Genomic DNA, 20,091 nt, shown 5'->3' with positions numbered 1-20,091 from the left:
CAAACTCAAGATCATGGCTCTTCATGAGACAAAGTACGCTTTAGTCGGATGAACCCGAATTCAGACCAGGTCGGCCTTTTTCAGTTCTTCGCGGAGGATGCCGTACTCGACCTTCGAGCGGTGGCGCAGATCCATCGGAATGTCCGGGTGGAAAATCACCTGGTCGACGGGAATCTGGTTCTTGGTCATGATCCGTCGAATCTCGGCTTCGCGTTCGGCGCAGAGCTGCTTGTTCCCGATGTCGGCGGGATCCTTCGGCGCGATCACGCAGACGGTCTTCTCGCCGAGCTTCTGGTCGGGAACGCCGAGATAGGCGGCCAGCCGGGTGTAGGGCTGGCGTTTCAGCACGACTTCAGCCTGTACGGGGAAGAGATACGTTCCGGCGCGCTCGATAACGTTGTGAATGCGGCCGACGATCCAGATGTTTTCCTTCTGGTCGAGGCGTCCGAGATCACCCGTTCGGTGCCACACGATGTCGTTGTGATCGCGAATCTTCGATGTCCTGAAGGCTTCGGGGTTATTATAATAGGCGCGACAGACATGCTCGCCGGCAACCAGAAGTTCGCCGACGTTTCCCGGCGGAACCTCGAGATCGGCCCATTGTTTGTCAGAAGCGATTTCAATGGGGCCGCGCACGATCTTGATGAACTTGTACTGCAGGCCATGGGCGAAGTGCCCCACGTTGACGCCGGCATCGACGAGTTCGGGATCGTCTTCCGTGACGCTGCGCTGGGCGAGCATCTCCTTGCCTGTGATGTGGGCCATCGGTTCGGCCTCGGTGGAGCCATACATGACGACGAGTTCCGCGTTCGGCGCAATCTTCGCGAATTCCGCCACGACGTCGCGCGACACGGCGGCACCACCGGCGGCGACACGACGCAGCCCGGGCAGGGTCTTTCCCTTCTCGAGGCAGTATTTGTTCAACCCGTTGAGCAGTGAGGGGTTCAGCGTGAGAGTGGTGATGTTCTCCCCCGTGATCTGCGTGTAGAGCACATACGCGTCGTTGTCCGCCGGCTCCGCCACGTTGATGGCCGGCAGGACGGTGGTCACGCCCGCCGCGAGGTTGTTCAGCGAAAAGATGGGAAAGACCGGGAGATCCAGGTCGCTCGCTTCGTACGGCAGACAGGCGTCGATGGCGTAATGCTGCGCGGCGAGGAACCGGTGCGAACGATCGGCCCCCTTTGGCGTTCCCGACGAGCCAGTGGTGAACGTGATGAGCGCGGTGTGCTCCTGCTCGACCGGAACCGGCTCGGCGGTCTCGGGCGTTTGAAGGAGCTCTTCGAAGCGAGCTGTCCAGGTTTTCGTGCATGGCCCCATATTGATCTTCACAGGAATCGCCTCGAGCGCGGGCTGGCCGTTTCCCATCGAAAAACCCCGCTCGCCCGACAGCCAGACTTTCGGCTTGCAGAGGTCGGCAACGTAGCCCAGCTGATCGGCCCGCGCAAAGGAATCCAGGAAAATGCACCTGACGCCCAACATCTGGAAGGCGAACATGCCGGCGTAGAGCCACGGAATCATGGGCACATAGACCAGCGCGCAGTCGCCCTTTTCGACCCCGAGCTTCTTGTATCCGGCGGCCACATGGACGACCATGTCGTAAATGTTCTTATAGGTGAACGCATCGTGCGTCAGCGTCCGGGCGAAGGGGTTGTAGTCGAACCACATTTTGTTCTTCGTGTTGACCCACTTCATGCAAACACGGTCTGGATGCTTTTCGACGTGTTCCCGGAGGAAGCAGAAACAGTTGTTGCGCAAACTTTCTTTCCCGATGTCATAACCAATCTTTGGAAGCGCCATTGTCGGCTCCTTACCGGTCGATGAAGTCATTGTTCCTCCGACCGAGTTCTTCTGCGTGGGACCACGACAGGATTCGTTCCTCGTCATCGATCCGCACATCACTCTTGGGTCTTGGGAATTGGCACAAAACACCCGCATTTCCCCGAACGAACGAAGGATACCATTCCTGAATTTTTCGGGGCAAGAAGCGTCTTTCACCGTTCAGGGAAACTTGCGACTGGATTACCGGCGCGATCGGCAGCAGCCTGACAGATTCCGGCCGGACGCAATCATCGAGATGCCGTGTCTCCGGCGAGCATGCCGCAGGCGGCGCGGATGTCGATTCCGCCGCTGGAGCGGCGCGTCACGGGTTTCACGCGTTCGGCGCTCAGGGCATCGCGGAAGATGTCCAGTTCGGCCTGGGTCGGGGGTTTGAAGCGGCCGGTCGGATCGTTCACATCGATCAGTTCGAGCCGGAAGGGCAGTCCGCGCGTCAGTTCGGCGAGCTGCCTCGCGTCGAGGGGGCTGGTATTGACGCCGGAAATCATGGTCCAGGCCAGGGTGACCCGCTGTTTCGTCGTTTCGTGGTATTCCCGGATGGTCTGCATCAATTCGCCCGTGGTCCAGGTTTTCTCGACGGGCATCAACTCCTGCCGGCGCGTCGGATCGGCGCAGGAAAGAGAGACGATGAGCTTGAGCGGCCTTTTCTCGGCGGCGAGACGCCGAATTCCCGGGACGACGCCGGAGGTGGAAATGGTGATCGACTTCGGCGACATTGCCATTCCGCAGGGCTCGGCGAGAATCGAAACGGCACGCATGACCGCGTCATAGTTGTGCATCGGCTCGCCCATTCCCATGAACACGACGCTTCGAAGAGGATGGGGTGAATCTATTTTGATGCGTATAATCTGGTCGATGATTTCCCAGGTCGACAGGTTGCGCCTGAAGCCCATGCGGCCGGTGAAGCAGAAGGCGCAGCCCATGGCGCAGCCGACCTGGGAGCTGACGCAGACGGCGTAGAACGTCTCGCCGGACTGGCTCGCGAGGGGAATGCGGACGGCTTCGAACGGATCCGGCCCGTCACCGCGAAACACATAGCGGGCGAAGCCGTCGACGGGCGAGACGACCTTTTCCAGGAGCGTCAGCCGGGGAATCTCCGCGATGGTCCTGACGCGGGCCAGCACCCGCGGGGAAAGCCCCGGCCCCTCGGGAAGCCACCTGTCCTCACGGATGGCCGCGGCCTGGAGTTTTTTCGCCATGACGAGGGAAACCCCCGCCGAAGCGAGGTGCGCGTGAAGCTCTTCGATCGTATGGTCTTTCAGCAGAATCATGAACGTGCCTTCCCGATGCCATTGTATCCTGTTCCATTCACCCGGCCCAGAAAATACTACTCGTCTCATATGTTATTGATTCCTGCAGAATGAAAGCCACCCGTTCGCCCTGAGCCTGTCGAAGGGCGAAATGAGGAATCATCTGCAAGTGGCTGTTCGTGCTTCGACAAGCTCAGCACGAACGGTATCGAGTATGCGGGTGATTGTCGTGTTACCTGTGAGACGAGCAGTAATCGAGCGGGCGATTATGAAAATGCTAAATATATATTAGCATACATACAACATTCCGGTCGGCCGGTCAGCCACATCCGTGATACAGTTGTCGTACGAATTTCGGAGAGGGATGCCAATGCAGCATATCGACATCGAAACCTGGAAGCGGAAAGAGCATTTCCGGCATTTTTGCAGTCTGGATGACCCGTATTGGAGTTTGTCGACGGCGCTCGACTGCGCAGTCACATGGCGGGCCGCGAAACAGGCCGGGGAATCCTTTTTTCTGCGGTATCTCCACAAGTCTCTCATTGCGGCGAACCGGGTCGAGGAGCTGAGACTGCGCATCGTCGACGGCCGGGTCGCCTGTTTCGACCGCATTCACGGGTCGGCGACGGTGCTTCGGCCTGACGAGACGTTCGGCTGCTGCTTCATCGAGTTTTTCGATGACTTCGCCACGTTCGCGCGTGAGGCGGTCAAGAGCATCGAGCAAACCCGGGCGCGGTCAGGCATGTGCATCGACCAGAACGAACGGGCCGACCAGATCTTTTATTCGAGCATTCCCTGGCACCATTTCACGGGACTCACCTATTCGAAGTCGCTTCGCTCGGAGGATTCCATTCCGCGAATCACGTTCGGAAAAGTCCATCGGCAAGGGAATAAGCAAATGCTTCCCGTTTCCATCCAGGTGCATCACGGCCTTGCGGACGGACTGCATGTGGCCCGATTTCTGGAACAGTTTGAGCATCTGCTTCGTGAATGATGCTTTCCGCCCAATATCGGTAACTGGATTTCGGCCGTCGGTCCCCGAGACTGGAAAACCCGAGGCGTGATAGCCTGTCACGATGACGGATCATCCAAAACGCTCAAGGAGGCTGGTCCCGTGAATTTCGCCCGATTTGCCGCATTCATCACATTGATCGTTGGAATCCTCTTCCCCCTGTTTTCCGGTTCTCCATTGTGGGCCAAGGTGACGGACAAGGCGGAGATCGTCCGCAGCTGGAAGGAGATGGGGGACATCCTGGACCGGAACCAGGAACTGTTCGACCAGATGAGCTCAGGCCAGTTTACGGGTCCCGAAGAGTATGAGCAGGTCTTAGGGAAACTGAAGGCTTTCCTCGAGAAGGATCTCGTCGCCGTGCAGAACATGCTGGCCAAAGCCCAGGAACACGGCAAGACCACTAATGAGATCAATGAGGCCTGGACCCGGATCGCCGGCGATGACGCCCCGTTCGAGGGCAACCGGTCGGTCGAGGCCATCCTGCAGAGCCTCGAGCGGGGACTGGCCAGCGTCGAGACGGGAAGCCGCGACGCCGCCACCGGCATGGTGGAGCAGGCCGCAGTCGAACTCGGCATGGTCGCCGATATGGCCGAGGCGGCCCGGCCGGCGGTGTTCGCCCGCAACCGAAAGCTCCTGGAAATGGCGGTCGTCTTCGATCCGGGCAACCAGGAAGCCCGAACCTGGCTGGGCAAGGTTGACGAAATCGAAAAAGCCACCGCCGCCAAGGCAGAGAAGGAGATGAACGAGTTCGTCTTCCCCTCGCATGAAAAGGGGTTTGGCGGGCCAGGACAACCCGACCAGCTCGCCCAGGCAGCCCTCGATTACTTCAATTCCACCTGTCAACCCGGCGAAAAAGCCATCCGGGCAGCGGTGGTCGACAAGAATTGGTATTGCTACAAACGGAACCTGCTCGGGGAACCGGTCGTCTGGGCCCTCACCTTCATGGTCGCCGTCCAGCGCGACGCAGAGGCGGCCCAGGGCATCACCCGCGTCTGGAACGTCTCCTTCCTGACCGAAGAGCGGCCCGGCGTGGCCAAAGCCCCTCCCTTCGCCCGCGCCGCTTTCAACAAGTGCTCCCGGATGCGCACGTCCAACCTGCCGAAATAGTGGCCAGGTCCGGCGTTCAACCTTTTTCGGAAACCCGCAGAAGCACCGGGACACCTTTCGGCGGTGACCGGTGACGGGCGAGATACACGGCGAGATGAATTCGGCCCTCCGGGACGACCTCCCCTGGGGACTCCCGTCGTGGTAAATCGCCATACCACATCGAATTTCGAGGAGACACCTACATGAGCGATCGAACAAGATTTCCGTGGTGGGGCGCGCTGGTCATCTTCCTGGCTTGGCCCGCGCTGGTGGCGGCGTTTTACGGAACGGTGGATCCCATCCCCGCCACGATCGTCCTGGACAAGACCCAGACCCGTGAACCGACGGACCGCGAACTGAAGATATCGGGCATCAGTTCGGAAGGGTACATCGAGGGTAACGCCGCGACCGGCAAGGTCAAGCTGTTGTTCAAGAACGTGGCGAAGATCGAGGCCAAAGGTGGCGTCTACCACGTCGTCGCCCGCGACGGCAAGACCTACGACCTGAAGTTTCCCAGCATCAAGACCCATTACACATCGGCCACCCTCGACTGCGTCGGGGAGAACCCCGACACTGGCAAGACCGAGGAACTGATGCTCGATCCCACGCAGATCAAATCGATCGTCTTCGCCACCCAGACTCCCGCCCCGGCCCCGCCATCGGAACCCGACATCCTTTCCCCCGCCGCCGCCCGGGCAGTCGTTGATCGCAAGAATCCGCGCGCGGTCGCCGAGAAGGTACTACGCGCCATCGGACGCGGCGACGGCGAGGAGTTGCTGTCGGTGTGCAACGACGCCAACAAGAAGAAGATCAAGCCCGCCGACCTGCCGAAGGCTCTCGAGGAACTGCGCCGCGACATCGGCGACGTGACCGAGGTCGGCGAGTTGCGCAGCGCTCCGCCTTTCATGGCCAAGGGCACCGTGCTGGCCTTTCTGCGTACCGAAGGCGCCGAGACGTTCGTCATCGTTCTGACCAAGGACGGCGACAAGTACGGGTTCGAGGACATCAACAGTCCCGACACTTCCAATTGGGAGAAGCTGCCCCGCTTCGAATGATCTCACCGTTTCCACTCCGACCGACCCCGCCCGAACGTCTTCGTCCGGGCGGGGTTTTCATCGTGCAGACCCTTTCCCCGCAGGATCATGCCGACCGCGGAAGCGGGCCGTTCCCGCGGCAGTCGCAGTTTGTTGGCAACACGCAGGGGCGATGAGGTATTATAGAAAGAGAAATGAGGGGTACCGGATGAAGAGGCTCCTTGTGGTGATGTTCTGGGTCGCATCCTTGAGCGTCCCCAGTTTTGGGGATGCCTGGGACGATGCCGATGCGGCGCGAAAACGCGGCGAAATCGCCACGTATGTCACCATTCTCCGCGACCTGGCCGAGCAGGGAAACGCGAAGGCGAAAGTCAATCTCGCCGCCATGTATCTGCGTGGGAAGGGCGTTCCCCAGGACTTTGCGGAGGCGTATTTCTGGCTCATCCTTGCCGTCCGTCAGATCCACACGTTTTCCGCGGAATGCGATGAAGCGGCCTCCAAACTCCCTCCGGCCAAACAGCAGGAAGTCCGCGAGCGATGCAAAAGATGGCTGGAAGTTCTGGAATTTCGAAGAAAGTTCCAGGAAACCCTGGCCACAGAAACCCGGTCATGGCCAGACGCAACCGGACAATGCGAATGAGGTGGCTCACACAATCGCCATGCATATTTTGCATGGAATAATCCGTGAATGCATGCTACCCTGTTGCCATGGCACGCGAACATTCCCGGACGACGTCCGCACCTCCGGCTCTCACCGCGACCGGCCACTGCCTCTTCGGCGACTCCGACAAGGTCAAGTCGATCTGCCAGGTCGTCGACAAAGTCGCGCCTCATCGGGGTCCGGTGTTGCTGCGAGGCGAATCGGGCACGGGCAAGGAAGTCGTCGCCCGCGCGATCCACATGCGCAGTCCGCGCGCCCGGCGTCCGTTCGTCGCGGTCAATTCCGGCGCCATCCCCCAGGAATTGTTCGAAAGCGCCCTGTTCGGCCACAGGAAAGGCAGCTTCACGGGCGCTCTGGCCGACCACGCGGGGTATTTCGACCAGGCCGACGGCGGCACCCTGTTTCTCGACGAAATCGGCGATCTGCCGCTCATGCAGCAGGTCAAGCTGTTGCGAGTCCTGCAGAGCGGCGAAATCCAGCCCGTGGGCGCCCGGGAACCACATTCCGTGGATGTCCGGGTGGTGGCAGCGACAAACCGGCCGCTCGAGCGCTTTGTCGAATCAGGGGCGTTCCGCGAGGACCTCTACTTCCGGATCAACCTCTTCACGATTACCCTGCCGGCCCTGCGCGACCGGACGGAAGACATCACCCCGCTGGCCGAGGCGTTTCTCCGCCGCATGGCAGCAGAGGCCGGACGGACGGATCTCCGCTGGACGCCGGCAGCTCTGCGCATTCTGAAAAGGTATCCCTGGCCGGGCAACATCCGCGAACTCGAAAACGTCGTCCAGTTCGCCGTAGCCATGGCCGAAGGCGCAACGGTGACGGCAGACGCTCTCCCGCAGCGGGTTCGTCGCGGGGAAGCGCCGTTCGACCGGGGCCGGCATCACGAGGCGCTGCACGGCACGACCTCGGGCGGAACGGACGGAATCACGAAACTGGAAGATGTGATCCGCGAGCACATCCTGGCCGTTTTCGAGCGATGCAACCGGAACAAGACGCATACGGCCCGCGCGCTGGGCATCTCGCTGCGAGGCCTCCAGATGAGACTGCAGCGGTATCAGGTCGCAGGACTCCCGTCAGGAAGTCACCGGCCCGACTGAACCAGAAAGCCGATCAGGGCGCCGTACAAGACGCTCAGATACGGACTGGCGACGATCGGGCACGTTCCGCCCGCGCAGCCGACCACCTTGTGATACGCGAAGCCGAGCGCACCGCCGATGACCGGCCCCGCAACTCGAGCGATAACGGGCATGGATAACATAGATCCTCCTATTTATCAGCCGTCAACGGGCGGCGGTTGCCGACCGGCGGTCGGCCTCGGCGCAACAGGAACGGACGCCGAACGAGGTCAGGATATCTTCGAGCAGGCACCACCGGGAGAAGCCCGACTGGAAGAGGTTGGCTCCGACGAAGATCGTCAGCAGCGACCACCACGGACTGACGTAGTGCGACAGGGCAACGCTCGCCAGCACGATCGTGCCGGCCACGATGCGAATGATACGTTCGGTATACATGGGAACCTCCTGGCAAACCGAATCTTCCTTCCTATTCGAGATGCAAGGCTCGTGCCATGCGATCAAAGTCGCGCACCGGCGGGACGAAGCCGTTCACAGGAGGGGCGCAGCCGCGTTGTTTACGAACAATATACATATCTTCCATGCACAAGTTGCATGGCCATTGTCAACCCCGGATGGGAGGCCGGCATTTCCCCGCCGCGCAACAACCGTCAGTCGGTCCCGTTCCCGAAGAGCAGGCGGATCTCGGTGACGTTCCCCAACCCGTCGCGCACGAGGCCAACACGCTCGGGCGCCGGTTCCCACCGCCCGTCGCCGATGCGGACCAGGCAGCGGCCCGTCCCCGGTCGGATATGTCCACCGAACAGCGGCGGGCGCCCTTCCAGCGGGGGCCGGCCCGGCAGGAGCGGCTTCACCACCATCCATGCCGATATATTTCCCCATACATATTTCAGACCCGGACCTCCGGCGTGAACCGCGGGAATGATCTGGAACCCGCCGACATCGCCGCGTTTCGACGTTGAGACGCACAGCACGCCGGGGTGATTGGCACGGACTTCGCCTCGCCCGGCATACTGCGAACCGCCGAACCGCCCCGTTGCCCCCGCGGACTTCGCGACGGAGCCGACGCACCTCGCCGAGCCGTCCGAGTAAGCGGCGAAGACGAGCCCGCCGGGTCTGTTGACGAATCTCAGCTCTTTCAGGCAGGGGCTCGGCCGCATGGAAGGGATGACCAGGGTGTCCCCAATCCTCGGTTTGTATTCTTCGGGAATCCGGAACGACTCCCCATCGCGGATGACATGCACGGGGTTTCCCAGTCGGGGCGCATATTCGGGCCCGAACAGCAGGCTGCCGGCCGGAATGTCGGTGAAAATCGAGGTTCGGCTCGAGAAGTAGGATTTCACCTCTTCCGCCGTCATGCGGAGCAACTCGCGTGGCTGAATCGTGAAAAGAACCGCGTGCCGTGTTCCCTGCCGAACCTTGATATGAAGGGCATTGACGGCCGTCGCGGCCACGGCCCCCGAAGGCGCCCAGTCCGCGGCGGTGAAACCGTCGTCTCCGGTTTCCTGCGTGTAGCCGTCATCGGGGCGCACAACCCTTCCGATGCCCCTCCAACTCACGCCCCGATCGGTCGAAACGGCGATTTCCCCCCGTTCGCGGTTTTCGATTCTGACTCGGCATTCCTCGCTTTCCTCTCCAGCTGCGGCCGACGGGAGGGCAAGGACGAGCAGGAAAACCACTTCTGCGAGGAAAAGCCACGGGCGATTCAACATTCGTACGTTCATGCAGCGCATGGTCCTCCGGCTTCAGCTTGGGCAGGGCGGGGTGACAAGATAGGCTTCGACCGCGCGGGTCTTTCCCTTGATCGGGGGGAGTTTCAGCGGATGAATGGCGGCGGGGAAATCTGCCAGCAGGCGACGGGTCTCGGCTTCGATCACGATGCCTCCACCCGGGACCGTGCCGATGGCGCCGTCCGGATCGAGTTTCTGGGCGATGTCGCCAAGACGGGAGGCGAGATTCACGGTATCGCCGAGGATCGTGTGCTCGAGCCGCACCTCGGCCGTGCCGAGGATTCCCGACAGGACGCTTCCCGTCACGATGCCGATCCCGATCGAGGAACCGATCCGGCTCTCGAGCGCACGCATGGCCTCCCGCATGGCGAGAGCGGCAGAAACCGCCTTCCGGGCCGAATCACCGCTCCCGGGCCCGGCTTCGTGGAACACCGCCAGGATCTTGTCTCCGATAAACTTGTCGATTTCGCCGTCGTGGGCGCGGATGATGCCGGACATCGTCTCGAGACAGATATTGAGGCGCTCGACCAGGTCTTCGGGCGGAACGGCCGCCATCAGCGCCTTGAATCCGCTCAACCCCGCAAAGATGACGGTCACGTTGATCACCGTTCCGCGATCGGAGCCATCCACGTTCCCCCTGGATCTGGCCGTCATGCGGACCGACTCCGAGACGAACCGGCTCAGGAGGCGACCTTCCTCGACCCCGCGAGCCATCGCGTTGAACGAACCGGCCAGCAGCCCGAACTCGCCCTCGAACTCTCCGGAAAGCCGCGCCTTGAAATTCCCCGCCCGGATCTGGCGGGCGGCGGCCGAAAGATCGAGAACCGGTCTCAGGAAGGACTCGGAGGCATACCACGAGGCCCCAAAACACAGGACGACCAGCAGCAGAAGCAGAAGACGACCTCGCGCATTGGCTTCCAGTTCCCGGGCCAACTCCCGGCTGAACGGGGAGAAAGCGACGAACGCCGTCTGATCGCCCTCGGTTCGCGGCAGAACGCTCATGAGAATCGTGTCTCGCCCCTGTGGGATAAACCGTGAAAGCGTCGTCTGGGCCTGGAATGCCTGCATGGCTGGCTCGCTGAACACGGCGGGCGAAAGGCGAAAACAGGTCGAGAACGAAAGCGAACCGTCCTGCGTGGTCGGATTGGCGGTCCAGAAGGGCGCATCCGGGATGACGGCCGGAAGTGACCGGTGCACGGCCGAGACGCCCGGCAGATCGCCCGGGAGAAGCTCGCTGCGTGAGCGGTTCCAGGTCATGAGGGGCTGATACAATACCGACTGGTATGGAACCAGGGCAAGGAAGGAAAACCGCGGGACCCCCTGGTCGAAGAGGAACAAGCGCACCATCGTCGAGTTTTTCAGGTCTCTGGAGAGTGAAATCTGGGTGAAGAACCGCAGTCCCAGGTACTCATCGGCGAGGAGTTCGGTCGAAACGACGGAGGACATCGCCGTGCGAAGCTGGTCAGTGCTGGCCGAAACGATCATGTCCTCGAAGCTGCTTTTCGCTCCGGCATTCGCTCGGCCGGCGTTGAATCGCTGGAGAACACTCGCCGGGCCGTCAAACAGGAGTTTCCGCTGGAGGAGCGTCCCTTTCTTCGAATCCCAGGCAAAATTGCTCCCGAAGAAGTCGGCGCCTCCGATGATCGGGTCCTTGAGGACCACTCCCGCCGAGGCGAGATCCTTGTACAACTGCCATGCGAGGAGACTGGCGGAATCGACCACCCCCGTCTCGCCTCCGTCAGCGACCTTTGCCAGCGCTGCCCTGAATGCCGGCTCGTCCAGCCTGCCTTGGATCAGATTCAAAAAGCAGCCCAAATACACGGGAAGGGTTCGATCCAGATTCCGGGCCACCGCCTCCGTTTCATGAATCCGGTCTGACCGGAAGCGGAATGCCTGCTCGGAAAACGAACGTTCGAGGAACAGCATCCCCTGAAGCACGATGGGCAGGATCATCACCAGGAAGGCCCCGAGCATCTGCGCCTTCAGACCGATCCGCACAGGCCGTTTCCATATCCGGTCATTTATAAGAAAGAGAAACCAGGCCGCCAGAAACGCCCCGAAAAAGAGCAAGGTCCCGAACCTGATGAGGGCCGGAATCTTCGACTCCGGGGGACATGCCTGCATCAGAACGATGGTAATCGGGTTTTCCCCGAGGGACCGCCTGGCATGGGCCACCAGTCGTTCGTTCGCCGACGGCAGTTCGACGAGGCTCAACGGCGGTTTGTCGAGCAGGCTGCCGTAGGCGGGATTCCGGAGAAACTCCTGATCGATCCAGTCCGGATTTCGCGCACCATGGGCCGGAAGGATCGCGGCGCGGAGACCGCGACGGGCCATGTTCGCCACGAACGCCCTGTTTCCCCGCTCCTGCGTGATTTGATCGTCCGGTATCACGAAAAATGCGGCCGAGAGCGTCGCCACCGCGGGATCGTTCCATGACCGCCCGACGGCCCAGAGAAATTGGAAAGAACTACCACCCAGAGAAACCGAGGTCAGGTTCCCGAATCCCTGTCCGAAATGACGTTCGAGATCATTCCTGGATCCCACCGCCTGTTCATACCGATCCCAGGCATCCTGGAGCACGGCCCGGGGAAAGGGCGGGGATGACCTGGCCAAGGAGAACACCTTGTCCGAGACCAGCAGCAGCCAGCTCTGCAATAGATTCTCTGGAAGGGAATTCAGGTTCACGCCCGCCCCTCCCCGCACCTCTCTGAACATGTTCGGAAGCGCGCCATCGGATCGTCCGAACTTCGGCATGTCGATGCGGAAGCACCGGGCGCCTGCAATCGATGCAACGGCATTCGCCAGGAGACGGGGGTCGTCCGGCGGGTCGAGCTCCAAGGCCTGTTCCGCGCGGGCACGAAGATCGAGAGAGAGTTGGAAGCGCGGCTCCAGAGACGTTTCCGCCAGACTGAGCTCTTTGCGGAAATCTGCCTGCATCCGTGCCAGTCCGGTCACACGAGCCTGGCCGGAAATCGTGTCGAGGCCCCTGAGCGTCAATCCGAACGGGACGAGGATGGCGAGCAGCCCGAACGCCAGAACCGCCCCGGAACTGGCCTGGAAGGCAGGACCGCCGGCGGTTTCAGCGGCAAGCCTCGGTGCCGGCCGTTCCGTCCGCTCCGTCTGCTCCGGCAGTTGCGCCGGTGCCTCGCACGTCTTTTCCTGCCCTTCGGAGGAGGACAGTCTCTCCGTCACTTCCCAGGCATCGTCACAATCCGTGCCTTCCATCGGGATATATCCGAACCGTTCAGAGACTGCCTCGCGAACCGTACCGGAACAAACGATTTTCGTCGCCTTTCCGCATTTGGAAGAAGCCTCGAGGTCGGCGGCGTGCTTCATCGGGTCTCCGACCACGGAAAAATCCAGTCGGACGGCGGGGTCGCCCATGACGCCCGTCAGCAGGCTTCCCTGGTCGATGCCGATACCGATGCCGTAGGTGAACAAGCCCTGGGCGAGACGTTCTTCGTTGAATTTCCGGTGCGCGTCCATCATCTCCAGAGCGGATTCGACGGCCTTTCCGGCCGCGTCAAACCCCGGCGCGCAATAATATACGGCCTGGATTGCATCGCCGATGAACCGGTCGATGACTCCGCCATGCTTCTGAATCGCCCGCGTCATGATCTGCAAATGCCGGTTGATCAGCGAGAAAATCATCTCCGGCGGATGCGTCTCGGAAAGGGTTGTGAAACCGCGGATATCGGAAACCAGCGTCACCGCGTCCCGGCGGGTCGCCTGCGAAAGTCGCTCCGGTTCGTCTTTTCCGAGAGCATCGAGAACCTGTGGCGCGACGAACCGGCTGATCTTCTGCCGCTCCGCCAGCCAGCGGGTCATCATGTCGAGGGTCTTTCCCGCCTCCCCGATTTCGTCATGCCGATACTCGGAAACGCGAACCGTCAGATCGTCGTTCGAGATCCGCTCGAGCCCCTGCGCCATCTTCACGATCGGGTAGGCGATGCGCCCCGAAAGAATCCCGCTTCCGATGATCGCCAGAAGCAGGAGAAGGGCCAGGATGACCACCGACCTTCTCTTCTCGGCAGCAATCTCGTCCAGCATCGGCCGGATGGAGGTCGACGCGACGAACAGATGACCGGGCAGATTGCGACTGAACAGGAACGTCCGCCGCTCCTCGCCGCCCGACATCTTGATTCCATAACGCATTTTATTTATTTCATATATTATTTTTTCAACCGAGCCCGAAGAACCGGCATTCGCGACAACGACCGGCTTTTCCTCCATGCGGATCGCCCCGAACGTGACATTCCGCAACCGCTTGTGCAGGGATCCGATTTTCCGGACTAGATACGGGGCGTAGTGCGCCTCTTCCTCCCAGATGGCAACCAGCAGGCAGGGCTTGCCGGACTGCGGCGTGAAGCGGTTGTAATAGCGAAGGACCTTCTTCCGTCCCAGGTCGACTTCGTTGATGGCGTCGAACTCGCTGAAAGCCTTCTTCACCGCCTGGTTTGCGCCGGCGGTTTCCTCGAGGTTCGCCGCTCCGCTCATTTTCAATGTGTGAATAATGAAACGGAAATCCTCCTCGGAAATGGAGGCGGCCTTGCGATACACGACCTGATTGGCCGCGTTCAGAACCGCAATGGCCCTGGGCTCGCCGATGCGCGTTTCGAAGATTTCCCAGACACGGTCAAGAACGGCCTGGTTCGAGGCGGTTTCCAACTGGACAGCATCGATGTCCTTGCTCAGCATCGGGGACGACAGGATCGCCCGGCACGCCTGGAGCCAGGAGTTTCTCGTTTCCGTGAATCCGGTTTCGATCTCCCCGAGATACGAATCGAGATCGCCCTTCAGCGCCTCGAGCCGGTTCGATTCCAGGTCCGCGAACATGCGCTGCCCGGTGCTCCAGATCAGCGCGACCGGCAGCAGGGAAAGACCGAGAATCCAGAGCAGAAGCGTTGTTTTCACGCTTCCGGAATATCGTTTGCCGCTCGTCTTCCGGAAAAAAGCGGATACCCCCCACCCGACCAGGACCGTCGCGAACAGCCATCCGGGGACTCCCGTCTCGGGAACGACGGACGCCGGACGCCTGCCGATGAACATGCCGATGGAGCCGCTCAGCGGATGAAGCGCGCAGGCGTATCCCCACAGCGTCGACACTTCGAGAACCTTGTACATGTCTGAGCAGGGCATGCTGATGCTTCCGATCGGCCGGCCGTCCCGGGGAGGGCTGAACTCGATGCGCGAACTGATCCGGCGACAGAGCCGCCGCGCCGAAGGACTCAGGACCCGCGCGGGCGCCAGAATGGGCACCTTCTCCCTGTCCATCGGAGTTCTGATGGGAATGAACACGGGCATGACACGGGCGGTTCCGAAGTATCGACGATAGTTCCTGAGGGTCAGGAGCATCGCATCGCGATGGGCATGGAGAGAATTCGGGAAGAGAAACAGGAAGGAGACCCGCGGCCTCCCCTCAACAATCACATTTTCCCAGGCGGCAAGATAGAGTTTCTTTTCGAAAAGCACGGGAAAGCTCCTCCCGTGGAAAGACGCTTCCAGGATCCCCCGCGGCAGCCGGCCGCCGAACAGGCTGATCAACTGCGACGTCAGGACATTCTCCTGGAATTCGTTCGGGAGGTCGCAGGCCTGCAGGCCGAGATTTCGCAGCATCTTCGACAGCATGACCCGCCCCCTCGCCTCGAGACCTTTTCCGGTCAGGAGCGTCCCGGGTTCGGAGTCATCCGCGGAATGACGGAACGCATAGACCTTCGGCCGTCTCATCCCCTTCGGAAGGCAGCGCGGCAGTTCCTCGCCGAAAAATTGCCCCAATGCGGGAACTTCCCAGCGTTTTTTCCGCTCGAGCGCGACCCGCGTGCTCCGAACGGCCTCGGCGACCCAGAACCCGGGCTGCGCCATTTCCTCGAGCTGACGGGCGAGGATTCCCTTCTCTTCGACCCACTGTCTGCGAATGTCCGCGTTCTTCAGGCGCGCGGCGCTCTTCATGCCGCCGGAGAAAATCGCTAGCGGAAGGAGGAGAAGAAAGACAGGGAACAGAACGGAGACGGCCCGCAGGAGTTTGTTCATGCCGATTATTTCGTCTGGAAGCGCGTAATGCCGTCCCAGTCGGGAGGCGGGGGGTCTTTCAGATAGCGTCGTGTTTTCTCAAGAAGGATGCCGACGGAAAGATCGCCCGGATGCGGCGAAGCGAGCCCGGCGAGCATTCGTTCCGCCTCTGAGAACCGCCGGTTCAGATACTCTCCGAGAGCGCGCTCGTATATTTCGGCAAAATGCAGCATGGCATCGGAAACCGCTCCGGCGACGCCGAGAAGCTCGTATACACGGAGCGACTTCGCCTTGCCCTTGACGGCGACGATGTCGAGAAAACGCCAGGCGAATCCCTCGCCGGCCAGCTTCACGACGTTTTCTTCGGCCATGATCTGCGTTCCGTACGTTTTGTTCAGGCCTTCCAGACGACTGGCCAGGTTCACCTTGTCGCCGACGGCCGTGTAGAACATCCGCTCGGGCGATCCGAAATTTCCGACCATCACCGCTCCGGACGCCAGGCCGAACCGCGTATGCAGTTCGGGAAGGCCTTGAGCAAGGCTCCGGGTGTTGAACTCCAGGAGAAAGTCTCTGCAGGCGAGCACCGCCCGGACGGCGTTCGCGCACTGTTTCGCGTCGTCATGCGGCGTTCCCCAGAGGGCCATGATGGCATCGCCGATGAGCTTGTCGATCAGGCCCGAATGACACCTGATCCGGCCCATCATGTTCTCGTAGTAATTCGTGAGATGGGCCGACAGCGTGGTCGGGTCGAAACTCTCGGCGAGTGAGGTCGAATTGCGGATGTCGGTGAACAGGATCGTGATCTCGCGACTGCTGTATTCGAGCTTTGCCGCCGTTCCCGCTTCGAGCAGTTTCCTGACGAGAACGAGGGGCACGTACCGGGAAAACGAGTCGAGCGCCGCTTTCATGCGCTCGTGCGCCCTGGCCAGTTGATGCACCTCCAATATCGTGGAGTCTATAGAAGTCTTTTTCTCCAGCTCCAGCATGGTGATCAAACGGCTTTCCTCCGCAAGAAGACCGAGAGGGGTGGCATACCAGTATGACAGGTTCGCGGCCATCACCCAGCAGAAGATGAGCAGTCCGGCCGTGACGGCGATGATGATCGAGCTCTGTCGTCTGAATTCCTGGAACAGGTCCGCCTCCGGGATGACGATGCCGATCCACATCGGTTTTCCGTTCGGGATCGGAAACGGTCGCAGATGCAGGACGAACGGCTCGCCCGCGCCTGACACCCTGACCGTGCTTTTTTCGAGCCGCAGGTTTTTCCCTGCTTCGCTCAGGGCCGGTATTCCGAGCTCACCAAGGGTCGGAAGCCTCGTCGGAAATGAAGCAAAAAAAGCCCTGCGGCCATCCTGGGAAAGGAATCTCGGGCCGGCCGGCAGGCCGATGACGGTTCCCGTATCGGACAGGATAAACGTCAATCCGCCGGGGGAAGGCGCATGGAGGGCGGAAAAGTCCGAAATCCGTTCGAGCTCCACGTTGAACGTCATGAAAAAGACCGTTTTGTCAGGGCCCTCGAGGGAGCCGGACAGCGAAAGCCCCGGCGCGTTGGCGGTATGAAAAATATAGGGGGACGTCCAGGACGGCGAAGCCAGGGTTCCGGATGCGCAGGCGGACTGCTGAAGCGCGGCGTCGAGATACCATTGCCTGGTGCGGGGATCGTATTCCCGGGGTGCCAGCCATTCGCGCATCACCCGGCCGTTTCCGTCGAGAAGCATCATGGATTGCGATGCGTCCTGCCCGGACCGAATGCAGCGCACCACGAAGCCCTCGGGATCGATGCCGATGCGGAAACTCCGCCCCCCGGCATCACCTGTGGTGATCGACGTGATTTGTGGATGCGCCTTTTCGAAAGGCAGGAGCAGGGCGATGGAGCGGCTCGCATCGAGGGGCTGGAACATTCCCGACCGGGCCCACATCCGCGCCATCTCGAACCCGTCGATCGCGGGCTGAAAAAAGGCGCCAAGGTCGGCTTCCATGGCGGTTCCCGTCTTTTCGACGGAAACGGCCGCCAGGTTATCGGCCAGGCGATGATGCCCATATATCCAGCACCCAAGATATACGACGGTCACCAGCACCGCGATTCCCACGAGGTTGAATCTCAGGCTGGCCAGAATGGGAACATGCTTCTGCCGGAGCTGCCCGGACACCATCATCCGTATCCCTTCATCCGCATTTTCGGAAATCCCCTGCCATGATACCGTTTTCTTCGGCGGAATGCTGACCGCCGAGTTTCCTTTCGGGATGAGTCGCGGCTGGCTGATCGCCGAAAACGCTGCGTCACTTCCGGCATGGACTCGGCGACTCGGGATACGGTATATTCCGGAGCGCCTCGCGCACAAAAGCGGCACGGCACGCGACGCAAAAAATTTTCACCTCATCATTATATAGGAAAGGCTATGACAAACCCGAATTCCGATGTTGCTTCCCCCGGTTTTTTCCAGACCCTGATGAGCTTCGGCCGGGCGTTCTGGTGCTCGAACGTCATCGAACTGCTCGAGCGGTGGGCCTATTACGGCGTGCGCGGCGGCATCGCCGTCTACATGGTGGCCGCGGCCACCGTCGGCGGGCTCGAGTTCTCGCACCTGCAGAAAGCGAACATCTTCTTCTGGTGGGCGGCGTTCCAGTCCCTGCTTCCCACCGTCATCGGCGGCCACGCCGACCATTACGGCCACAAGCGGACCGTCGCGTTCGCCATCGCGATCTCGGTGGTCGGGTATGTCAGTATGGCGTTGGTGAGCGGCTACTGGCCGTTCTTCATCGCCTGCATGCTGGTCGCGACCGGCACGGCGGTGTTCAAACCGGGCATTCAGGGCATTCTCGCGAACTCCACCACCAAGGAGAACGCGACGCTCGGCTGGAGTTTCTTCTACATGATCGTGAACATCGGCGGCTTCACCGGCCCGCTCATCGCCGGGTATCTGCGCCTGATGAGCTGGAAATACGTGTTCATCACGAGCGCCTGCATCCACTCGCTGAACTTCATCACCCTGTTCTTCTTCGACGAACCCGACCGCGGCCACGTTGCCGTCGAGCACAACGACCGGAGTCTGGGGGAAAAGCTTTCCCGGATGTTCAAGGAGTTCTGGCAGGTGCTGTTCAGCTCGCTGAAGAACCTGTTCGATCCGCCGCTGATGATGTTCCTGGCCGTGTTTTCGGGCTTCTGGCTGATGTTCATGCAGCTGTTCGACCTGCTCCCCAACTTCATCACCGACTGGGTCGACACCTCGACCGCCGTCCTGTTCTTCGGGAACCTGTTCGGCAAAGAGTCCTGGATCACCCTCGGACAGGGCGGCCAGCAGATTCCCGCCGAGTGGCTCATCAACCTCGACGCCTTCGCCATCATCTTCCTCATGCTGCCCATCGGCTGGATCTTCGGAAGAATGCGCCCCGTGGCCGGCATGATCCTCGGCATCTTCATCGCGAGCGCCGGCCTCGTCGTCGCAGGGTATACGATGAACGTCTGGATCTGCGCTCTCGGCATCTTCGTGTTCGCGATCGGAGAGATGATCGCGAGTCCGCGCAAGAGCGAGTATCTGTCGATGCTCGCCCCGCCCGGCAAAAAGGGCCTGTATATGGGCTACGTGAACTTCCCGCAGGGCATCGGCTGGATGCTCGGAAGCAGCCTCGCGGGCCCGATCTACCAGTATTACGGCGACAAGACGACGCTGGCCCGGCAGTATCTCGTCGAGAACCTGAACATGGCGAAGGATACCGTCGCCCAGCTGCCTCTCGACCAGGTGCTCCCGACGCTGGGAAAGGCGCTGAATCACCAGAGCGTCCAGGAGACGACGCGGTTCCTCTTCTCGACTTACCATCCCGAGCGGATCTGGTTCGTCTTCGCGGCGGTCGGTATCTTCTCGATGCTCGGCATGCTGGCCTACGACATGGTGTTCGAGAAGAAGCGCCAGCAGCAGGCCGACGCGAATTCTGAACCCCCCGCCACCTGACGAACAGCACTCCAGATATACAGAACGTTTCACCGCCGAGGCACAGAGATCCGGAGGATTTCTGTGCCTCTGTGTTTCCGCGCCAGTCAGATTCGAATCCGATCACCGCTCTTGCACCGCAAGAGCGGGTTTCAAACCCGCCCCTACAGGCCATTGGGGGGTGAAGGGCACCGGGACATCCCCGGGGAAAATCACCTGTTTCCGGGATTTGTGTATGACCGACATGGGGGTTTCGTTTCGAGAACCGATCCGCTGATGGCGCAGATGGAATCGCTGGGACCGCGTTGACGGCGACGCATCCCTTTTCCGAAGCAAATTGGAACCGAGACGTTGTGCGTTGCAAAATTTTTCTTTGCAATTTTTCCTGAGCCGTGGTAGTATCTGGTCCAACACTCCAAGCCTTCCATGGGTTTCGAGGCGGCCGAGCCGAGTATGGAGAATTTTGCA

At 61.0% G+C, this 20,091-nt stretch carries 13 protein-coding genes; 6 read left to right on the top strand and 7 right to left on the bottom strand.

What is annotated here, in order from left to right; genetic code table 11:
* Nucleotides 1-60: 60 nt before the first annotated feature.
* Nucleotides 61-1,755, bottom strand: a complete 1,695-nt coding sequence (locus tag PLU72_12260) for an AMP-binding protein (protein HOT28957.1) — start codon at nt 1,753-1,755, stop codon at nt 61-63.
* A gap of 311 nt (nt 1,756-2,066) precedes the next feature.
* Nucleotides 2,067-3,107 carry a radical SAM protein gene (locus PLU72_12255; GenBank protein ID HOT28956.1) on the bottom strand — a complete coding sequence of 347 codons (1,041 nt, stop codon included), beginning with the start codon at nt 3,105-3,107 and terminating at the stop codon, nt 2,067-2,069.
* A 349-nt stretch (nt 3,108-3,456) separates the two neighbouring features.
* Here PLU72_12255 and PLU72_12250 point away from each other — a divergent pair, with 349 nt between their 5' ends.
* The 5 genes from PLU72_12250 (at nt 3,457) to PLU72_12230 (ending at nt 7,979) form a co-directional block, all read left to right on the top strand.
* Nucleotides 3,457-4,080: a chloramphenicol acetyltransferase gene (locus PLU72_12250; GenBank protein ID HOT28955.1), complete on the top strand. Its 624-nt coding sequence runs from the start codon at nt 3,457-3,459 to the stop codon at nt 4,078-4,080.
* A 120-nt stretch (nt 4,081-4,200) separates the two neighbouring features.
* Nucleotides 4,201-5,205, top strand: coding sequence for a hypothetical protein (locus PLU72_12245; GenBank protein HOT28954.1), 1,005 nt, complete (start codon nt 4,201-4,203; stop codon nt 5,203-5,205).
* Nucleotides 5,206-5,387: 182 nt separating this feature from the next.
* Nucleotides 5,388-6,239: a hypothetical protein gene (locus PLU72_12240; protein HOT28953.1), complete on the top strand. Its 852-nt coding sequence runs from the start codon at nt 5,388-5,390 to the stop codon at nt 6,237-6,239.
* 187 nt (nt 6,240-6,426) lie between these two features.
* Nucleotides 6,427-6,858, top strand: coding sequence for a hypothetical protein (locus tag PLU72_12235; GenBank protein ID HOT28952.1), 432 nt, complete (start codon nt 6,427-6,429; stop codon nt 6,856-6,858).
* 68 nt (nt 6,859-6,926) lie between these two features.
* Nucleotides 6,927-7,979, top strand: coding sequence for a sigma-54 dependent transcriptional regulator (locus PLU72_12230; protein ID HOT28951.1), 1,053 nt, complete (start codon nt 6,927-6,929; stop codon nt 7,977-7,979).
* Here the strand turns inward: PLU72_12230 and PLU72_12225 are convergent.
* The 5 genes from PLU72_12225 to PLU72_12205 form a co-directional block, all read right to left on the bottom strand.
* Nucleotides 7,964-8,131: a DUF6132 family protein gene (locus PLU72_12225; GenBank protein HOT28950.1), complete on the bottom strand. Its 168-nt coding sequence runs from the start codon at nt 8,129-8,131 to the stop codon at nt 7,964-7,966. The two genes, PLU72_12230 and PLU72_12225, sit on opposite strands and share 16 nt — an antisense overlap.
* A 31-nt stretch (nt 8,132-8,162) precedes the next feature.
* Nucleotides 8,163-8,393 carry a DUF2892 domain-containing protein gene (locus PLU72_12220; GenBank protein ID HOT28949.1) on the bottom strand — a complete coding sequence of 77 codons (231 nt, stop codon included), beginning with the start codon at nt 8,391-8,393 and terminating at the stop codon, nt 8,163-8,165.
* A 212-nt stretch (nt 8,394-8,605) separates the two neighbouring features.
* Entirely contained in the window at nt 8,606-9,679 is a 1,074-nt protein-coding gene (locus PLU72_12215) for a hypothetical protein (GenBank protein HOT28948.1), read from the bottom strand.
* A 21-nt stretch (nt 9,680-9,700) separates the two neighbouring features.
* On the bottom strand, nt 9,701-15,715 hold the full coding sequence (locus PLU72_12210) for an adenylate/guanylate cyclase domain-containing protein (GenBank protein ID HOT28947.1): 6,015 nt from the start codon (nt 15,713-15,715) through the stop codon (nt 9,701-9,703).
* A gap of 5 nt (nt 15,716-15,720) precedes the next feature.
* Nucleotides 15,721-17,847: an adenylate/guanylate cyclase domain-containing protein gene (locus PLU72_12205; GenBank protein HOT28946.1), complete on the bottom strand. Its 2,127-nt coding sequence runs from the start codon at nt 17,845-17,847 to the stop codon at nt 15,721-15,723.
* Nucleotides 17,848-18,093: 246 nt separating this feature from the next.
* On the opposite strand from PLU72_12205, the gene PLU72_12200 reads away from it, so the two are divergent.
* Nucleotides 18,094-19,644 carry an MFS transporter gene (locus PLU72_12200; protein ID HOT28945.1) on the top strand — a complete coding sequence of 517 codons (1,551 nt, stop codon included), beginning with the start codon at nt 18,094-18,096 and terminating at the stop codon, nt 19,642-19,644.
* Nucleotides 19,645-20,091: the final 447 nt, after the last annotated feature.

Source organism: Candidatus Ozemobacteraceae bacterium (genome assembly GCA_035373905.1).
GTDB lineage: Bacteria > Muiribacteriota > Ozemobacteria > Ozemobacterales > Ozemobacteraceae > MWAR01.
Note: the sequence above shows the minus strand (reverse complement) of the source record. Positions and strands in the feature narration are given on the sequence as shown.